This window comes from Achromobacter sp. RT286_PF, from assembly GCF_059760425.1.
Genome location: NZ_JCBAMR010000002.1, coordinates 78641 through 95601 on the forward strand (window position 1 = coordinate 78641; position 16961 = coordinate 95601).

The window sequence follows — 16961 nt, forward strand, 5'->3', positions numbered from 1 at the left end:
CTCTTACCCGCGTATGCAGGAAACGCCGTTTAGCAGGATTGCACGCACTTCACGACGGCTGAATATCGCGCTGTTCGGCATCCTGCCCATTGCCCTTATCTTGATCGGCGCCCTGCTGTGGGGCGCCCAGCGCATCATCAAGCAAGAAGAAGACCGCCTCTTGATGGACTTCGCCGTGCTGGTGGGCTACATCCACGAACAAGAGCTGTTCCTGAAGCAGTTCAGCAAAGAAAGCCAACGCCTTGATGGCCGGCCGCCGGTCGACAACACCGAGTTGTCCACGCCCTTGGATTCCACCCGACCTGGCATGCGCGTCTATCGCGGCCAGCACGCGCTGGTCGCCATGCCCTTTTCGCTGTTTTGCGCCTATCCCGCCGAATGTCCGGTGGCCGACAGCCCGGTGCCCGCGGCAGCGGGCTACTTCGCGGACTTCTACAGCACGTTCTGGGCCAACTCGTACTTTCCGGCCGCCGCGGCGTTTCTCGTCAACCGCACCGACAGCGTGGGCGTCGCCGTGCCCGCCATCAACGTCAAGCCGGGCTACGGCGAACCGCTGGTCGAAGACACCCTGCTGCTGGTCAACGACGCCGTCCGCACGCAGCTTGCCAAGGGCGGGGACGACCAGGCATCCGCAACCTTGAACGCGCCGGCCTCCGGCGTGGGCACGGCACACGCCGAAATTCGCTGGTTTCCGCCGGCCGGGCTGCCTGACCGCATGGTGGGCATCATGCCGGCGGGCCTGACCGGTTCGGCCTGGGCCAACCGCGCGGGCGGGCAGCCCGACCTGTATGTGGCCACCCTGTTCAGCCGGCGCCGCATCAACATCTACGATCGCGCGCTGCCGTCTATCCAATACGACGGGTTCTGGCTGTCGCATCGGGACATCGGCCTGATGATCGGCGACGGCCCGGTGCCCAACGTCGAGCACAGCGGCCTGCGCGCCACGGCGGGCGGGCTGATCCTGCAAGTGTCGGACCCGACCGGCATCTGGACGGCGCGCTACCGCGTCACCTACCGCAATTTCTTCGAAGACAACCTGTGGCTGCCCGTCAGCGCCGCGCTGATGTTGCTGTTGAGCCTGGCGGGCGGCATCGGTTATCAGCGCTGGTACACGCGGCGCGTGATCGAGCCGGCGCAAAGCGCCCACCGCGACATCGCCGAAAGCGAGGAATTCAACCGCACGCTGATCCAGACGGCGCCCATCGCCCTATGCGTGCTGGCGCGCGCCAATGGCGACGTGCTGTTCGCCAACAGCCTGGCGCTGGAATGGCTGGGCGCGGCCACCGGCCAGGGCCTGCGCGATTCGCCCGCCGCCCGCCCCTTGCTGGACCAGGTGCTCAACGCGTCCCAGCCCGGCAATATCGAAACCTTTCACGCCGACGACGGCCGGCCGCTGTACGTGGCCTATTCGCCCACGCGCTACAAAAAGCAGGACGTGGTGCTGTGCGCCTTTGCGGACATCAGCGCGCGAGCGGAAATCGAACGCGCGCTGGCGCAGGCCAAACGCGACGCCGACAAGGCCAGCGAAGCCAAATCCACCTTTCTTGCCACCATGAGCCACGAGATCCGCACGCCGCTGTATGGCGTGCTGGGTACGTTGGAACTGATGGGCATGACCGAGCTGAACGCCGAGCAGCGCCAGCACCTTGAGCGCATCCAGAATTCGTCGGTGATCCTGTTGCAGCTGATCAGCGACATCCTGGACATCACCAAGATCGAATCCGGCCAGTTGGCGCTGGAATCCACGCTGTTCCGCCCGCGTGAACTGGTGGAAAGCTGCACTCGGTCATTTGCGGCACTGGCCCGTCAGAAAGGGCTGCTGCTGTTTGCCAGCGTGGACGATTCGGTGGCGCCCTGGGTCACCGGCGACCCGGTGCGCATCCGGCAGATCCTCAGCAACCTGCTCAGCAACGCCATCAAATTCACCGAATCAGGCCATGTCATCGTGCGCTTGCGCGGCGCCGAGCGTGCCGACGGCGCACAAGTGCTGACGCTGCAAGTGGTGGACACCGGCATCGGCATCGACAAGGAAGACCAGGCCCAGCTTTTCAGCCCCTTCTACCAGATCGACAGCGCCAGCCACACCGTGCGCGGCGCGGGCATCGGGCTGTCCATCTGCGCGCGCCTGGCCAAGCTGATGGACAGCGATATCCGCCTGACCAGCGAACTGGGCCTGGGCAGCAGCTTCTCGCTGGACCTGGCGCTACAGCCGGCCGACGGCCCACCCATCGACGAACCCGACCTGCACGGCATCCGCGTCGTGGTGCGCAGCCCGCATCGCGAACTAAGCGACAACGTCTGCCAATGGCTGACCCGCTGGGGCGCGGCCGCCCAGCCCGCGCCGACGCCTTTGGGCCCCGGCGAGGCCGACGACGTGCTGCTCGACATCCTGGGCGACTCGGCAGCGCCCCCCGCCAACTGGATCGGCCATTTCCTGTCGGCCGGCGACCCGCGCGAATCCGCGACGGGCATGCCGGTGCAGGTTGACGGGCACGACCTGGACAGCATCGGCTTCGGCATTTCGCGCTTGTTACGCGGCGACCCGCCGGTGCCGGCTGAATCCCCCGCCAACGCGCCGCTGGAGCCCCTGAACCTGCGCGTGCTGGTCGCCGAGGACAACCCTATCAACCAAGCCACCTTGCGCCATCAGCTGGAGCAGCTGGGTTGCACCGTGACGGTGGCGGGCAACGGCGCCGAAGCGCTGTCGATGTGGAACATGGCGTATTACGACGTGCTGCTGACCGACGTCAACATGCCCAAAATGAACGGCTACGAGCTGACGGGCGAACTGCGCACGCGCGGCTTTGCGCAGCCCATCATCGGCGTCACCGCCAACGCGATGCGCGATGAAGAAGCCCGTTGCATGGCCGCGGGCATGAATTCGTGGCTGGTCAAACCCATTGAACTGAGCGCGCTGCGCCGCCATCTGGGCGGCATCACGCCGGTGCAACCGGACACGGACGCCCCCGCGCCCTCGCCCTCGCCCGTCGACGCCCCCGAAGCCCCAGCCCCCGCCGACGCCTTGCCCCCCGAACCGCTGGTGCCCGCCAAGTACCGCCGCCTGTTCCTGGACACCATGGACAGCGACCTGAATAACCTGGACCAGGCCATTGCCCGCCGCGACGTGCCCGCCGCGTTGCAGACCATGCACCGGATGCGTGGCGCGTTGGTGATGGTCAAAATGACAACACTGTCATCGGATTTTCAAGCCATCGAAGTCAAGCTCAGGCGCGACGGCGGTGACGACGCCGTGTTCCAGGAAACGGTCAAGCTGACACAAGCGCTCAGGATCCTGCTGGCTCAAGTCTGAGTCTTGGTACAGAATGAGCCCGATTACCCCCACGTTCACCCCACGGCGCCCCAGAATGGAACGACTCCGAATTGTCCTGGCCGACGATCACCCGCTGGTGCTCGCAGGCATGCGGGATCTGCTGGAAAAGGATCTTAGCGTTGAAGTCACCGGGCTGCTCGACAACCCGACGGCGCTGGTCGACCACCTGACCCACGACCTTCCCCATGTTGTCATCACTGACTATTCCATGCCGGGCGACGAAACCTATGGCGACGGCATACGCCTGGTCAAGTTCCTGACGCGGCGGTTTCCCAAGACGCAGGTGGTGGTGCTGACCATGGTGTCCAACCCCATGATCATCTCGGCCATGTACGACGCGGGCGTTGCCGCCGTGGTGCTCAAGCGCGACAACCTGGCTGAAATTGTCACCGCGCTACGCACGCTGCAAGCGGGGCGCAAGTACTATCCTCCTGGATTCCAGCGCGATGGCACGGTGGATTCGCGCAGCAAATTCATCGGCGAACGCATCAACAGCCTGTCGCCCAAAGAGTTCGAGGTGCTGCGCCATTTCATCCGTGGGGAATCCATGATGCAGGTGGCCGAAACGCTCAAGCGCAGCGTCAAGACCGTCAGCGGCCAGAAAATATCCGCCATGCGCAAGCTGAACGTGCAGACCGACCAGGAATTGGTCGCGTTCTGCGTGGAAAGCGAAATCTTCCAGTAGGCAAACCCGAGACAACACGCATGACGCAAGACCTGCTTCACACCACGACCGGCCAGGACGTGGACCGCAACACCCTGCTGGCACTGATCGATCACGCGGCGGGCCAGCCGCTGTCATTCGAAGACTGCGATTTTCAACACGCTGATTTTTCCCGCCTGGACTTGCGCGGGGCGCGCTTCACGGGCTGCGCCATCGCCGGTGCGTCGTTCCAGGGCGCCACGCTGGCCGACACCACGTGGCTACGCTGCCGGGGCGGCCAAGCCAACTTTGCGTCGGCGGACGCCAGCGATGCGGTCTTTCAACATTGCGACCTGAACAACGCCAACTGGCGACGCGCACGCCTGGCCGCCGCCCGCTTCCAGGGCTGCAAACTGACCGGGTCGGACTTCGACGGCATCGCGTGCCTGGGCTGGAGCCTGGAAGAATGCCTGCTGGTTGGCGCGCTGCTGCGTGGCGTGTCGTTTCGCAAATCGAACATCATGCAGCTGGACTTTTCCGACGCGGATCTGGCCGGCAGTGATTTTCGCGACACCGTTTTTCATGGCGGCAGCTTGCGCAACGCCAACCTGAAAAACGTGCGCTTCGAAGGCGCGGACCTGCGCGAAGTGGATCTGAACGGCATCGACCTGACCGCCGCCGCGCGGCTGGCAGGCGCCACTATTTCCAAGACGCAGGCGGCGGCGTTGCTGGCGGAATTGCGCATCAGCGTGATCTGAGGCGCGATAAGGCGTGATCTAAGGCGTGATCTAAGGCGTGATCCGGGGCGCGATCTGAGGCGTGATCTAAGGGGCGATCTACGCCGTGATCCAGCGGGCAAGCTAAACCGGCGGCCCCCCCCGCAACACCCGCCCCCCGCGCAACACCCGCATCACGGCCGGCGGCGCGCAAAGCGCTGTTCCACCACCACGCTGCCCCACTGCCGGCCTTCCTGCTCGTGCGTCAGCACAAAGCCCGCCGCGTCGTACAGGTGGCGCGCGGCGTCCAGCCCCTTGAAGGTCCACAAATACGTCTCGCGGTAGTGCGCGTCGGCAAACGCCAGCGCGCGCGCCAACAGCGCCCGCCCCACGCCCATGCCGCGCAGCGCATCGTCCACGATGAACCAACGCAGATGCGCCTGCCCCGCCGCCATGTCGCCGTCGATGACGATGGACGCCAGCGTGCGCCCGCCCGGCTCGGCTTCCGCGTACCGCCACATGCCCTTGCCGCGATCGGGCAAGGTTTCGGCAAACGCCGCCAGCTCCGTCGCCACCTTGCGTTCAAAGTAGACGCCAAAGCCCGAGGCCTGTGCGTAGTAGCGCGCGTGCAGGCTGGCGATGTCGCCGATGCAACCCGGGCCGTAGCCGTCGACGATCTGCTCGTCGATGGCAAAGGCGGCCGGCGCCTCGTTCGGGTTTTCGCGCGACAACGCATCCGCATACAGCGACATGAAACGAATCAGGGACTGCTGGTCGTCAGGCGTCATCCGGCGCAGCGCGTGCGACACCTGATCGGTGGCGAATTGGTCAATGCGCGCGCGCAGCGCCAGCCCGGCATCCGTCAGTGTCAGCTTCGACGAACGCGCATCGGCGCTATCGACCTCGCGGGCCACCAGCCCGGCGGATTCCAGCTTGGCCAGTTGCCGGCTGGTGTTGGACTTGTCCAGCCGCAGAATGACCGCAAGATCGCGCGCCTGAATACCCGGCTGCAAGCCGATTTCGATGATGGCGTGCACGGCGGACGGGGCCAGCTCGCTGCCCGCCAGCGACGTGCGCATGAAGCCGAGTTCGCGCACCAGCTTGCGGGAGAACTCGCGCAGGTCGCGGATGGTTTGCTCGCGGGATTGAGGGGGAAAGTCGATCAGGTCCATGGCGCGCCCACTTAAAAGTTGCGGTTCGCAACCAATATAATTGCGGATCGCAACCAAATCAATGGGGAATTTCAGGGGTGCTTGCGCGGCGGCGGCGCCGTTACTTCGCCGGCCGGCGCGGCCGGCTTGCGATGAAACGGCACCTTCAACAGGAACAGCCGCAACGCCTGCCAATGGATCCGCCACACCACGCCCAGCGTCATGAACGGCATCGCCGCCACCGCTTGCAGCAACGCCGCCGTGGTCAATGGCACGCTCTGGCCCCGAATGGCGGTGTGCAGCAGCGGCTGCGGCTGGGCGGGGTCGTCGTGGTAGTCAATGATGGCAGCGTGCACGCCATTGCGACGTTCAACCCGAAACCGGTAGATGCCGCTTACTTCGCAGAACGGCGACACGTGAAACGCCTTGTCGCTTTGCAGCACTTGGCCATCCTGGATGACGCCGCCATCGGGCGCGCGCAGCACGTACTGGTGGCGCTCGCCAAAGGTGTTGTTGACCTCGGCCACCAGCACCCGCAAATTCCCCCGTGTGTCGTGCACGTGCCAGAAGCTGACGGGGTTGAAGACGTGACCGAACAGGCGCGGAAAACACTGCAACCACACCGCGCCTACATCAATATCCGCGCCTGCAATGGTCAGCCGCGATTGCAACCATGCCATCGGGTCGCCGCCGTCGCGCGCGCCATGGTCGGCAAAGTGAAATGCCACCGGGCGCCGACGGTTCACGCCGAACAACCACGACGCGCGGCCGTCAACACGCGGCGCCTGATCGATGCGCAGGCGCAGGCAGAACACCGGGTACGTGAAGCGGTGCGCCACCGGCCGCGTGCGCGCGTGCAACACGCGCGCGCGCATCAGTTCGATCAGGCCGTCCGCGTTCATGGCGCGGCGTCCCATGGCGGCGTCACGCCAAAGTCCGCCGCCACGCGGATGGCGGACGCCAGCCCGTCTTCGTGAAAGCCGTAGCCCGTCCAGGCGCCGCAGAACCACACGCGCGCACGGCCCTGGATCTCGGGCAGGCGCGCCTGCGCCAGCACCGCGTCGGCGTCCAGAATGGGATGTTCGTAATCGTAGCGACCCAGCACCGTGTCGGGCGCCGGTTCCTGCTGCGGGTTCAGCGTGACGATCACGGGTTGCTTGAACGGCAGCGGCTGCAAATGGTTAAGCAGATAGCTGACCGACATGGGCGCATCCGGCGACGGGCCGGCCAGATAATTCCAGGCCGACCACACCGCCCGGCGGCGCGGCAGCAGCGCGGTGTCGGTGTGCAGCACGGCCAGATTGGGCTGATAGCGCACGCGCGACAGCACATCGCGCTCGGCCTCGGTGGCATCCAGCATCGCCAAGGACGTGGGCGCGTGGCACGCCAGCACCACGGCATCAAAGTCGTCAACGTGGCCCGCCGTGCGCACCTGCACGCCGCCTCCCACGCGCTTGACGGTGTGCACCGGGCTGGCCACGCGCACCTGCTCGATGCGTGGCAGCATCGCTTGTACGTAACGCTGCGCGCCGCCGTCAACCGTTTTCCATTGCGGCCGCCCCGCCACCTGCAACAAGCGGTGGTTCAGGCAGAACGACAGGAACGTGCGGGCCGGCTGCGCCAGCACCATGCTGGGCGGCGTGGACCAGATGGCGCCCGCCATGGGCAGCAGATACCAGTCGCGCATCGCCTGGCCATAGCCCTCGGCATCCAGCAGGTCGCCCAAGAGCGCATGCGGCCCGCTGCGCGCCAGGTAAGCGGCGGCGTGGCGGTTGAAACGCAGAATGTCTCGCAGCATGCCCAGAAAGGCCGGACGCAGCAGGTTGCGGCGCTGTGCGAAGACGGTGTTGAGATTGGTGCCGGCCCATTCCAGGTCGGGTTGCGATAGCGACACACTGAACGTCATGTCGCTGGCATGCACCGGAATCGACAGATGCTTGAACAAACGGATCAGGTGCGGGTATGTCAGATCGTTGTGCACCAGAAATCCGGTGTCCACCGGATGGGTGATGTCGCCCACCCGGGCGTTGACAGTATTGGTGTGGCCGCCGACGCGTTCCTGCGCTTCGAACAAGGTCACCGAGAATTTCTCGGACAGCAACCATGCCGCGCTCAGGCCTGCCACGCCGCCGCCGATGACGGCGATGCGGCTGCCCGGGGCAAGCGGAGCAATGGTGCGCGGCGCCGGCTGGGCATCCGCGGCCGTCGACGTAAGGGTCACCATGGCGCCGCCTTGTTGGGATCCGTTGAGGCCCGATTAAACCATCAAGACGACCGATTGGGATGATGTCCGCAAAGGAAAAAACCGCCCCCCTGGCCAGGCCCACGCCAGGCGCAGGCTACGGCCTTTGGAATTGTGCGCGCGCGGCCTGGACGGCGGCGTGGCATACGCAGCCGCTCATGTGGTCGTTGACCATGCCCACGGCTTGCATGAAAGCGTACATCGTGGTCGGCCCCACGAACGTCCAGCCGCGCTTTTTCAGCGCCTTCGATAGCGTGACCGATGCGGCCGAGGTCGGGTTGCCGTTCCAGTACGCCAGGTCCACCGTCTTCGGCCGCTCGGTGGCTGCCGGCTCATGCCGCCACAGCCAGCCCGCCAGCGACCCGGTTTCAAGCGCCAGGTCCACGGCGCGGCGGGCGTTGTTGATGGTGGAAACGATCTTGGCGCGGTTGCGCACGATGCCCGGGTTGGCCATCAGCCGGTCTACGTCCTGGTCGGTGTAGCGCGCCACGCGTTCGAAGTCGAAATCGTCGAACGCCTCGCGAAAGGCCTCGCGCTTGCGCAAGATCGTGATCCAGGCCATGCCCGCTTGAAAGCCTTCCAGGCAGATCTTTTCGTACAGCCGGCGGTCGCTGCCCACGGGGCGGCCCCATTCGTCGTCGTGGTAGTCAGGCATGGACGGCTGCCAGAAACAGCGCGGTACGCCATGGGCGTCCACAATCAGGCCGGCGGCACTCCGCTGGGCGGCACTCCGCTGGGCGGCGGTAGCCGTCATTGTGCGCCGGGCACCGGGCAACTGGTGTCGCCTTCCTTGCACTTCAGGTAGGCGCGCAGTTCTTTGGTGCGTGCCTGCGTCAGCTTGTCCAGGCACTGGCTCAAGACCATGGGATAGATGCTGCCACCGGTGGCGCCACCCGACGAGAACGCGCATTCCGCATCGCGAAAAAACAGCCATGCCTTTTGCGCGGCCTGCAATTGGGTCGTCTTGGTGCTGTCGTCTTTCAGGCGGTCGATGACGCTGCGGTAGGCCTCGTTCAGATCTTTGTCGGACTGGCGATAGGCCTGGTCGGCACACAAGTTCATGTCGGTCTGCGTGGAGCCTTTGCCGCATTTGAGTGGCATGGGTTGCGGCTGCGGCTGCGCGTGGGCGCTGGCCGCCAGCAGCAGCGCGGCGGCCGTGGCGATCGCGATACGCATGGGCGTTCTCCTGTTTGTCTGTGGCGAGTCAATGGGAAAGTGTCGCATGGATGGGCCCTTGCGCGCATGTCAGCCCCCGGCCAGGTGGCCTAAGATATTGCTCATGAAAATTCAATTGCTCTCCGACCTGCACCTGGAAACCGACCCGACTTTCGTGGCAAGTCCCATACCCGGGGCCGACCTGCTGGTTCTGGCCGGCGACATCGGTTCGTACCGCCAGGGGTCCAAGCTGGCCAGCAACGATTTCGGCCTGGGCAGCTACGCCCCGCGCAACGGCTGGCCCACGCCCGTGGTGTTCGTGCCCGGCAACCATGAATACGACAACCTGGATTTCGACGAGGCCCATGAACGGTTGCGCGAGCTCTGCCACGCGCTGGACATCCAGTGGCTGGAACGCGAAACCTGCGTGATTGACGGCGTGCGCCTGGTGGGCACCACGCTATGGACGGACTTTGACGCGCTGGCTGCCGACACCGACACGCTGGGCGTGGCCCTGGCCAAGCGCGCCAAGGCATTTCGCGCCGCCGACTTCTATCTGGAAAAGGCGCAAATGCGCCGCAACGGCGCCCCCTTCATGGCCGAGCAAATGCGTGCACAGGGCCTGGCCTGCCAGCAATGGCTGACCGACGCGCTGCGCACGCCGTTCGACGGCCCCACCCTGGCCATCACGCACTTCGCCCCCACGCTGGCCAGCGCCGACCCGCGCTATGGCGTCACGCCCGGCACCGCGGGGTTCTGCAACGCGCTGGACGCGCTGCTGCCCCTGGCCGATTGCTGGATGCACGGCCACCTGCACTGCGCGCACGACTACATCAAAGACGGCTGCCGCGTCGTGGCCAACCCGCTGGGCTACGCCAAGAAAGGCGAGCAGGACGACTTCCAGCCCGATCGCCTGTGGCAAGTGCCCGCTGGAACTTGAAGCTGGCGGCAACTACGGGTCCTGTTCGATGCAGATGTCGTCAGGTGGATGCCTGAGCCGGCTGGCAGCCTGTGAACCCGTAAGTCGGCGCAACGTAGGGGCAGTTCGTCCCCCATCAGCCGTCGCCCCCTATGGCTCCAGCCCTGCCACCGGCAACGCGAACAACACCACGGCCGGGTTCGCCAATACGAAGCCCGTGCCCGCCACGAACGCAACGGGTGACAGCAGCCGCATTGCGTCGGCGCTGGCTTGCGAATCCTGCACGGTCACGCGATAGGTCTGGTCCAGTGCAGTGGAAGTGGCCGCGCCGGCCTGCGCCACGCCAGGAGTGCCCGGCCGCGCCACGTAGCGCTTGCCCTTCTGGTGATGCGTGAAATAGATCAGCCGGTCATGGGGGTACGCCGCCAGGGCAACGCGCCCCGGCGGCCGTCACAATCAAGGCGCCGGGTTCGGGTAGCGCACGTGGATGGCGTCGATCGCCTTCAACAGTTCCGGCGACAGCGTCACATCAACGCTGTCGATGTTTTCCTTGAGCTGTTCAAGCGTGGTCGCGCCGATCAGGTTGCTGGTGACGAACGGGCGCTGATTCACCCAGGCCAGGGCCAGGTGCGTGGGCGACACGCCGTGCTCGCGCGCCAACGCCACGTATTCGGCGGTGGCCGCTTCGGCTTGCGGATTGCTGTAGCGCGTGAAACGCGTGTAGCGCGTCAGGCGCGCGCCTTCGGGCCGGGCGCCGTTCAGGTACTTGCCGCAAAGCATGCCCATCGCCAAGGGCGAATACGCCAGCAGGCCCACGCCTTCGTGGTGCGTGAATTCCGACAGGCCGATTTCAAACACGCGGTTCAAGAGGCTGTACGCGTTCTGGATCGACACGACACGCGGCAGGTTCTGCGTGTCCGCATGACGCAGGAACTGCGACAGGCCCCAGGGCGTTTCATTGGACACGCCCACGTGGCGCACCTTGCCGGCGCGCACGAAGTCCTGAAGCACGGACAGGGTTTCCTCGATCGGCACGGTGTGCTCGTCCTGAACCCACGGGTAGTTCAGCTGGCCGAAGGTGGCCGTCGTGCGGTCGGGCCAATGCAGCTGGTACAGATCCAGGTAATCCGTCTGCAAGCGCTTCAGGCTGGCGTCCAGCGCTTCGGTCAGGTTCTTGCGGTCAAGAAAGGTCTTGCCGTCGCGGATGTGACCGGGGCGCTTGGGGTCACGCACCGGGCCCGCCACCTTGCTGGCCAGCACGATGTCCTGCCGGCGCTTGGTGCGCGCCAGCCAGGTGCCGATATAGGTTTCGGTCAGGCCTTGCGTTTCGGGCTTGGGCGGCACCGGGTACATTTCGGCCACGTCCACCAGGTTCACGCCGCGCGACAGCGCGTAGTCCAGTTGTTGATGGGCGTCGGCCTCGGAATTTTGTTCGCCCCAGGTCATGGTGCCCAATCCAATCAGGCTGACATCCAGGTCGGTACGGCCGAGTTTGCGGGTTTTCAAGTTCTGCTCCGTGCGGGTCTTGATAGGGGAAAGTCGACACCTTACCCCAAGATGTTGGCGTTTCGCTGACAGGTACCCGGGCATGTCAGATCTTGCCCCGGCCAGGCAATCCGCATACGCTGGCGACTGTCCGACGGGGAGCGCCATGCTGCGGAATTTCAACGAGTCCTATCTCTTCTTCATCGGCGTCATCGTATTCCTGGGCGTGATCGAACTTTGCTTCCGGCTGGGCCGCAAGCAACGCAAGCCGGCGGACGAGGCGCACAAGACGCACATCAGCGCACTGCAAACCGCCCTGCTGGGCTTGCTGGCCCTGCTGCTGGGCTTTACGTTCGCGATGTCGGTGACGCGCTTCGAGGCGCGCAAGAACCTGGTGCTGGAAGAGGCCAACGCCATCGGCAACGCGTACTGGCGGTCGCAGCTGATCGCGCCCGCCGCGCGCGAAAAGATCCCACCGCTGCTGTTGGAATACATACGCGCCGCGCTGGAACTGCACGATGCCGAGAACGACGCGCAGCGCTTTGACGCCGCCAACGTCACCACCCGCGGCATCGAACGCCAGATTCGCGCCATTACCGCCGCCAGCGCCGACAACCCGCCCGCCATCGCCACCATCATGTTCATCCAGGCCATCAACGAGATGGCCCAGGTGAACGAAAAGCGCCGCGTCGCCCTGGAAAACCACGTGCCCGAACCGGTGTTCTACCTGCTGTTCATTGTCAGCATCGGCGCCGTCGGTTTCATTGCCTACGGCACCGGCCTGCACAACCGCAGGCGGCTGGTATCCACTGGCCTGTTCGCCGCGCTGATCTCACTGGTGCTGACCTTCATCGTCGACATCGACCAACCCGGCACCGGCGTGATCCAGGTCAGCCAGGAAAGCATGGAACGCATGCAGAAGACGCTGGAAAGCGAGTTGTAGCGCACAGGCTCACCGGGGTTCCCCCAAGTCAACCGCCCGCCAGCACCCGCTTCAGGAACGGCGCCGTGGCGCCCTTGCCTGCCCGGCTGACCTGCGCCGGGGCGCCTTCGGCCACGATGCGGCCGCCTTCGTCGCCCGCGCCGGGGCCCACGTCGATCATCCAGTCGCTGTTGGCGACCACGCGCAGGTCGTGTTCCACCACCACGACCGTGTTGCCGGCATCCACCAGGCCGTGCAGTTGCGCCATCAGCTTGTCCACATCGGCCGCGTGCAGGCCGGTGGTGGGTTCGTCCAGCACGTAGAGCGTGTTGCCGCGCTGGCTGCGTTGCAGTTCGGTGGCCAGTTTGATGCGTTGCGCTTCGCCGCCGGACAGCTCGGTGGCGGGTTGCCCCAGGCGCAGATAGCCCAGGCCGATCTCGTGCAGCAGGGACAGCGGACGTTGGACCGCGGGTTCGTCCTTGAAGAACGCCAGCGCTTCGTCCACCGTCATCGCCAACACCTGGGCGATGTTGCGGCCGTTCCATTCGATTTCCAGCGTCTTGGCGTTGTAGCGGCTGCCGTGGCAGACCGGACATGGCGCGTACACGCTGGGCATGAACAGCAGTTCAACGTGCACGAAGCCTTCGCCTTCGCAGGTGTCGCAGCGGCCTTGCGCCACGTTGAACGAAAATCGGCCTGCCCCATAACGCCGCGACTTGGCGGCGCGGGTGTCGGCAAACAGCTTGCGCACGTGGTCGAACAGCCCGGTGTAGGTCGCCAGGTTGGAACGCGGCGTGCGGCCGATGGGCTTCTGGTCCACGTTGACCAGCCGCTTGATGGCGTCGGCCCCTGCGTCGATGCGGCCGGTCGTGCGCGGCGGGCCATCGGCCCGCGGCAGATCGCCATCGGGTTCTTCAGCGACCGGTTCCTGGCCCAGGTGCTCGCCGATCAATTCGACCAGCGCCTGGCTGACCAGGCTGGACTTGCCCGAGCCCGACACCCCCGTCACCGCCGTGAACGCGCCCAGCGGAAAACGCGCGTCGATGCCGTGCAGGTTGTTGCGATGGATGCCGCGCAAGGACAGCCAGCCGGCGGGCTCGCGCACGGCGGCCCTGGCGGCCGGCGCGGCGTTGAACAGGTAGCGCGCCGTCAACGAATCAGGCACCTTCTTCAAGCCTGCCGGCGGCCCGCTGTACAGCACCTGTCCGCCATGCTGGCCCGCGCCCGGGCCTACGTCCACCAGCCAGTCGGCGCGGCGCAGGGTGTCCAGGTCATGCTCGACCACGAATAGGGTATTGCCCGCGTCTTTGAGTTGGTCCAGCGCGCGATGCAGCGCCTGGCCGTCGGCGGGATGCAGGCCGGCCGACGGTTCGTCCAGCACGTACACCACGCCGAACAGATTGGAGCGGATCTGCGTGGCCAGGCGCAGCCGTTGCAGCTCGCCCGGCGACAGCGTGGGCGTGGCGCGGTCCATCGCCAGGTAGCCCAGGCCCAGCGCCTGCAAGGTGCCGATGCGCTCGACCAGGTCATGCGCGATGCGCTGCGCGGCAATGCGCTTTTCCGGAGACAGGTCTGGCGTGCGACGTACATCGGTGCTGCCCGCGTGCGCCAGGCCCCCGGCCGCGACGCGGCGCGCGTTGTCCTTGCGGGTGGTGGCGCGGCTGCGCGCACCGGCGGTGGCGGGCGCGTCGAACTGGCCGCGTGCGGCGGGCGTAAGCACCTCGGCGATGCGCGCCAGCGGCAGGCGCGACAAGCTGCCGATGTCCATGCCCGCAAACGTCACGGACAGCGCTTCGGGCTTCAGGCGGCGGCCATCGCAGGCCGGACACGCCGCGCCCGTCATGAAGCGGGCCACGCGCTTTTTCATCATCGCGCTTTGCGTGGTGGCGAACGTGTGCATCACGTAGCGGCGCGCGCCGGTGTAGGTGCCCATGTAGCTGGGTTCCTGCTTGGCGCGCAAGGCGGCGCGGGTCTCGGCCGGCGTGAAGCCCGCGTAGACCGGCACCGTGGGCTGCTCATCGGTGTACAGGATCCAGTCGCGGTCTTTCTTTTTCAGCTCGCGCCACGGGATGTCGACGTCGTAGCCCAGCGTCACCAGGATGTCGCGCAGGTTCTGGCCGTGCCAGGCCGGGGGCCAGGATGCAATGGCGCGCTCTCGGATGCTCAACGACGGGTCGGGCACCATGGACGCTTCGGTCACGTCGTACACGTAGCCCAGGCCATGGCAATTGGGGCAGGCACCCTGCGGCGTGTTCGGCGAGAAGTCCTCGGCGTACAGCATGGGCTGGTTGGCCGGGTAGGTGCCGGCGCGCGAATACAGCATGCGCAACATGCTGGAAAGCGTTGTCACGCTGCCCACCGTGGAACGCACATTGGGCGTGCCGCGCTGCTGTTGCAGCGCCACCGCCGGCGGCAGCCCCTCGATGGCGTCCACGTCCGGCACGCCCACCTGATCGATCAGGCGGCGCGCATAGGGCGACAACGATTCCAGATAACGCCGCTGCGCTTCGGCGTACAGCGTGCCGAAGGCCAGCGACGATTTGCCCGATCCGGACACCCCGGAAAACACGACCAGCGCGTCTCTCGGGATATCCACATCGACGTTCTTCAGATTGTGTTCACGCGCGCCGCGAACGCGGATGCAGGCGTCGGCGCGGGGTTTGGCGGGTGTCTTTCGTGGGCTCATGCAGCCATAGTAAAGGACACCTTGCGCGCCGATCCAGGCGGGGAATCGATCACCCCAGGCGCAAGTCGGCTGCCTGATGCGCCAGGTCCAGGTACTTGCGGCGCAGAATTTCTTCGGCCTGGTCACGCGGCATCATCGGATCGTTCTCGGTTTCGTCCAGCTTCGCGGCCTGCACCAACGACATCAGGTTGCGCGAGTTCGATTCGGACGACGGCATGAACGATTGGTCCAGCAGCTTGCCCTTGAGGTACTTGGACACCTGCGTGCTTTGCGTGCGCGATTCGTTCAACGTTGCGGTCGCCAGCACGCCTTCCTGGTAGGCCACGTCCGTCTTGCTGCTGGTCGTGTCATGAATCTGGAAGTACAGGTAGTTCTGCGTCTTCTCATCGTCGGTCAGCGCCAACTGCACGTCCGGCGAGAACGACCGGTGATAACTGGCGGTCAACGTGGACTGCTGCGTTTGCGACACCGCCAGGTCCCAACCGGCCTTGCCCGACACCTGGCTGCTTTGCGAGGCCTGGAACGAAAAGCCGTCGATTTCCTTCGGCTTGGCCGGGTTGATGGCGTTGCGCACCTGCTCGATAGACGCCGAGAAATCCGCCAGGCCCGACAACAGGCTGCGATGCGCGTCGACGGCCGGCAAGCGGCGGGTGGTGGTGTCGGCCGCCGGAACCTGCGCGGCGCCATAGCTGCCGTGCATGGACGAGAACACATCCTTGAACGTGCTCATCAGCGCCTCGTCGCCCGAGCCCCGGCGCTGGGCGCGGTCGAACTGCTGCAAGTACTTGGCGACGGCGGCCGACTGTTGCTGGGCCGAACCCAGGGCAACGGGCTTGGTCAGGTCCACATCCACCTTGACCACGCCCATCACGCTGGACACGGTCAGACTCTTTTGCTTGGCGTCCGCCTGGAAATCCACGGTCTGCTCGGCGCCGTCGACCAGGCGCGTCTCGCGCAGGCTGATCGAGGACAGCAATGGCGAGCTGCCGTTGGCCAGCTTGGTCAGCGACCAGCGCGGCGGCACCTCGGCCAGGCCGTCCAGCGCATCCTGGAACGCACCGGACAGCGCGGCGATGGCGCGGCGTTCGTCTTCGTTCAATTCGCCTTCGGCCACGTCGATCTGCACCGACATGCCTTCCTTGCCGCTTTGCAAGGTGACCTGCACCTTGACGCCGCTGGCGGTGTTGATGCGCAAGGACACCGCGTTGTCGGCCCGCAGATCGGCTTCGGACAAGGGGCCGGCGTCGGCAGCGGCCGAGGCCGACGCCGCGATGCGCGTGGACGGCATCCACTGGGTATGGTTGGCGCCGTCGGTGCGCAAGCGATTCAGCACCGCCGCGCCCACCTCGGCGAACGGGTTGATACGGGTGCGCGCGTCCACGGACTTGGACATGGCAACGGCCAGCGCGTCCGGCACGGTGCCGGTCTCGTCGTAGACCGAACCGGCGGCGGTGGAGACGCCCTGGCCCAGCATCACGACAGACGATCGGGAGGACGCCGTGGCGTCAGGCGACGTCGCGACCGGGGCGATGGTCTGCCCCGCGCGGATCACCGTAACGGGGGTACTGAGCGGGGCGACGCCGGTCGCGCCTGCCAACGAGCTGATTAGGGTCATGGGGCGTCCGCAGTGGGCAGTGCCTGCCCGGGTTTTTGTCTGAATTCTTGTTGGAACTGCTAACGCGTTAACGGCAGGCGCCTAGAGAAATTAACC

General features: G+C 65.9%; 14 protein-coding genes. 5 read left to right on the forward strand and 9 right to left on the reverse strand.

The genetic code is table 11. The features are described 5' to 3' along the window. Positions 1-13 precede the first annotated feature (13 nt). Genes AC6LJY_RS02255 through AC6LJY_RS02265 form a run of 3 tightly spaced genes read left to right on the forward strand, consistent with a single transcriptional unit; the run spans position 14 to position 4732 of the window. On the forward strand, positions 14-3310 hold the full coding sequence (locus AC6LJY_RS02255) for a hybrid sensor histidine kinase/response regulator (protein WP_498135184.1): 3297 nt from the start codon (positions 14-16) through the stop codon (positions 3308-3310). 55 nt (positions 3311-3365) lie between these two features. Beyond that, positions 3366-4016 (forward strand): response regulator, encoded by a 651-nt coding sequence (locus AC6LJY_RS02260; protein ID WP_046807966.1) that lies wholly within the window; start codon positions 3366-3368, stop codon positions 4014-4016. 20 nt (positions 4017-4036) lie between these two features. Further along, positions 4037-4732 carry a pentapeptide repeat-containing protein gene (locus AC6LJY_RS02265; protein ID WP_046807965.1) on the forward strand — a complete coding sequence of 232 codons (696 nt, stop codon included), beginning with the start codon at positions 4037-4039 and terminating at the stop codon, positions 4730-4732. Between the two features lie 152 nt (positions 4733-4884). Here the strand turns inward: AC6LJY_RS02265 and AC6LJY_RS02270 are convergent, their stop codons facing one another. The 5 genes from AC6LJY_RS02270 to AC6LJY_RS02290 form a co-directional block, all read right to left on the reverse strand. Beyond that, positions 4885-5862 (reverse strand): GNAT family N-acetyltransferase, encoded by a 978-nt coding sequence (locus tag AC6LJY_RS02270; RefSeq protein ID WP_485798788.1) that lies wholly within the window; start codon positions 5860-5862, stop codon positions 4885-4887. A gap of 71 nt (positions 5863-5933) precedes the next feature. Further along, positions 5934-6758, reverse strand: a complete 825-nt coding sequence (locus AC6LJY_RS02275) for a DUF1365 domain-containing protein (RefSeq protein WP_498135185.1) — start codon at positions 6756-6758, stop codon at positions 5934-5936. Beyond that, a complete protein-coding gene (locus AC6LJY_RS02280; RefSeq protein ID WP_498135186.1) occupies positions 6740-8065 on the reverse strand; it encodes an NAD(P)/FAD-dependent oxidoreductase in 1326 nt (441 codons plus the stop codon). Before AC6LJY_RS02280 ends, AC6LJY_RS02275 begins: the two co-directional genes overlap by 19 nt. Positions 8066-8180: 115 nt before the next feature. Next, positions 8181-8738, reverse strand: a complete 558-nt coding sequence (locus AC6LJY_RS02285; RefSeq protein ID WP_498135187.1) for a DNA-3-methyladenine glycosylase I — start codon at positions 8736-8738, stop codon at positions 8181-8183. A gap of 95 nt (positions 8739-8833) precedes the next feature. After that, positions 8834-9259 (reverse strand): lysozyme inhibitor LprI family protein, encoded by a 426-nt coding sequence (locus AC6LJY_RS02290; protein WP_314361913.1) that lies wholly within the window; start codon positions 9257-9259, stop codon positions 8834-8836. A 103-nt stretch (positions 9260-9362) separates the two neighbouring features. Here AC6LJY_RS02290 and AC6LJY_RS02295 point away from each other — a divergent pair, with 103 nt between their 5' ends. Beyond that, the gene (locus tag AC6LJY_RS02295; protein WP_314361915.1) at positions 9363-10178 is read left to right on the forward strand and encodes a metallophosphoesterase; all 816 of its coding nucleotides are present in this window, start codon (positions 9363-9365) and stop codon (positions 10176-10178) included. Positions 10179-10307: 129 nt separating this feature from the next. Here the strand turns inward: AC6LJY_RS02295 and AC6LJY_RS02300 are convergent, their stop codons facing one another. Beyond that, positions 10308-10523 carry a hypothetical protein gene (locus AC6LJY_RS02300; protein WP_255444748.1) on the reverse strand — a complete coding sequence of 72 codons (216 nt, stop codon included), beginning with the start codon at positions 10521-10523 and terminating at the stop codon, positions 10308-10310. Positions 10524-10613: 90 nt separating this feature from the next. Further along, positions 10614-11663 carry an NADP(H)-dependent aldo-keto reductase gene (locus AC6LJY_RS02305; RefSeq protein ID WP_046807105.1) on the reverse strand — a complete coding sequence of 350 codons (1050 nt, stop codon included), beginning with the start codon at positions 11661-11663 and terminating at the stop codon, positions 10614-10616. A gap of 145 nt (positions 11664-11808) precedes the next feature. Between AC6LJY_RS02305 and AC6LJY_RS02310 the strand changes: the two genes are divergently transcribed. Beyond that, the gene (locus tag AC6LJY_RS02310) at positions 11809-12585 is read left to right on the forward strand and encodes a bestrophin-like domain (protein WP_046807104.1); all 777 of its coding nucleotides are present in this window, start codon (positions 11809-11811) and stop codon (positions 12583-12585) included. Between the two features lie 28 nt (positions 12586-12613). Here AC6LJY_RS02310 and AC6LJY_RS02315 read toward each other — a convergent pair whose 3' ends face one another. After that, positions 12614-15250 (reverse strand): excinuclease ABC subunit UvrA, encoded by a 2637-nt coding sequence (locus tag AC6LJY_RS02315; protein WP_046807103.1) that lies wholly within the window; start codon positions 15248-15250, stop codon positions 12614-12616. Between the two features lie 49 nt (positions 15251-15299). Continuing rightward, complete coding sequence (locus AC6LJY_RS02320; RefSeq protein ID WP_498135188.1) at positions 15300-16865, reverse strand: hypothetical protein; 1566 nt, start codon at positions 16863-16865, stop codon at positions 15300-15302. Positions 16866-16961 lie beyond the last annotated feature (96 nt).

Excerpts from the sequence above, each read along its gene's own strand:
- AC6LJY_RS02255 (WP_498135184.1), top strand. The coding sequence starts at position 14 with ATGCAGGAAACGCCGTTTAGCAGGATTGCACGCACTTCACGACGGCTG.
- AC6LJY_RS02260 (WP_046807966.1), top strand. The coding sequence starts at position 3,366 with ATGGAACGACTCCGAATTGTCCTGGCCGACGATCACCCGCTGGTGCTC.
- AC6LJY_RS02265 (WP_046807965.1), top strand. The coding sequence starts at position 4,037 with ATGACGCAAGACCTGCTTCACACCACGACCGGCCAGGACGTGGACCGC.
- AC6LJY_RS02270 (WP_485798788.1), bottom strand. The coding sequence starts at position 5,862 with ATGGACCTGATCGACTTTCCCCCTCAATCCCGCGAGCAAACCATCCGC.
- AC6LJY_RS02275 (WP_498135185.1), bottom strand. The coding sequence starts at position 6,758 with ATGGGACGCCGCGCCATGAACGCGGACGGCCTGATCGAACTGATGCGC.
- AC6LJY_RS02280 (WP_498135186.1), bottom strand. The coding sequence starts at position 8,065 with ATGGTGACCCTTACGTCGACGGCCGCGGATGCCCAGCCGGCGCCGCGC.
- AC6LJY_RS02285 (WP_498135187.1), bottom strand. The coding sequence starts at position 8,738 with ATGCCTGACTACCACGACGACGAATGGGGCCGCCCCGTGGGCAGCGAC.
- AC6LJY_RS02290 (WP_314361913.1), bottom strand. The coding sequence starts at position 9,259 with ATGCGTATCGCGATCGCCACGGCCGCCGCGCTGCTGCTGGCGGCCAGC.
- AC6LJY_RS02295 (WP_314361915.1), top strand. The coding sequence starts at position 9,363 with ATGAAAATTCAATTGCTCTCCGACCTGCACCTGGAAACCGACCCGACT.
- AC6LJY_RS02310 (WP_046807104.1), top strand. The coding sequence starts at position 11,809 with ATGCTGCGGAATTTCAACGAGTCCTATCTCTTCTTCATCGGCGTCATC.
- AC6LJY_RS02315 (WP_046807103.1), bottom strand. The coding sequence starts at position 15,250 with ATGAGCCCACGAAAGACACCCGCCAAACCCCGCGCCGACGCCTGCATC.
- AC6LJY_RS02320 (WP_498135188.1), bottom strand. The coding sequence starts at position 16,865 with ATGACCCTAATCAGCTCGTTGGCAGGCGCGACCGGCGTCGCCCCGCTC.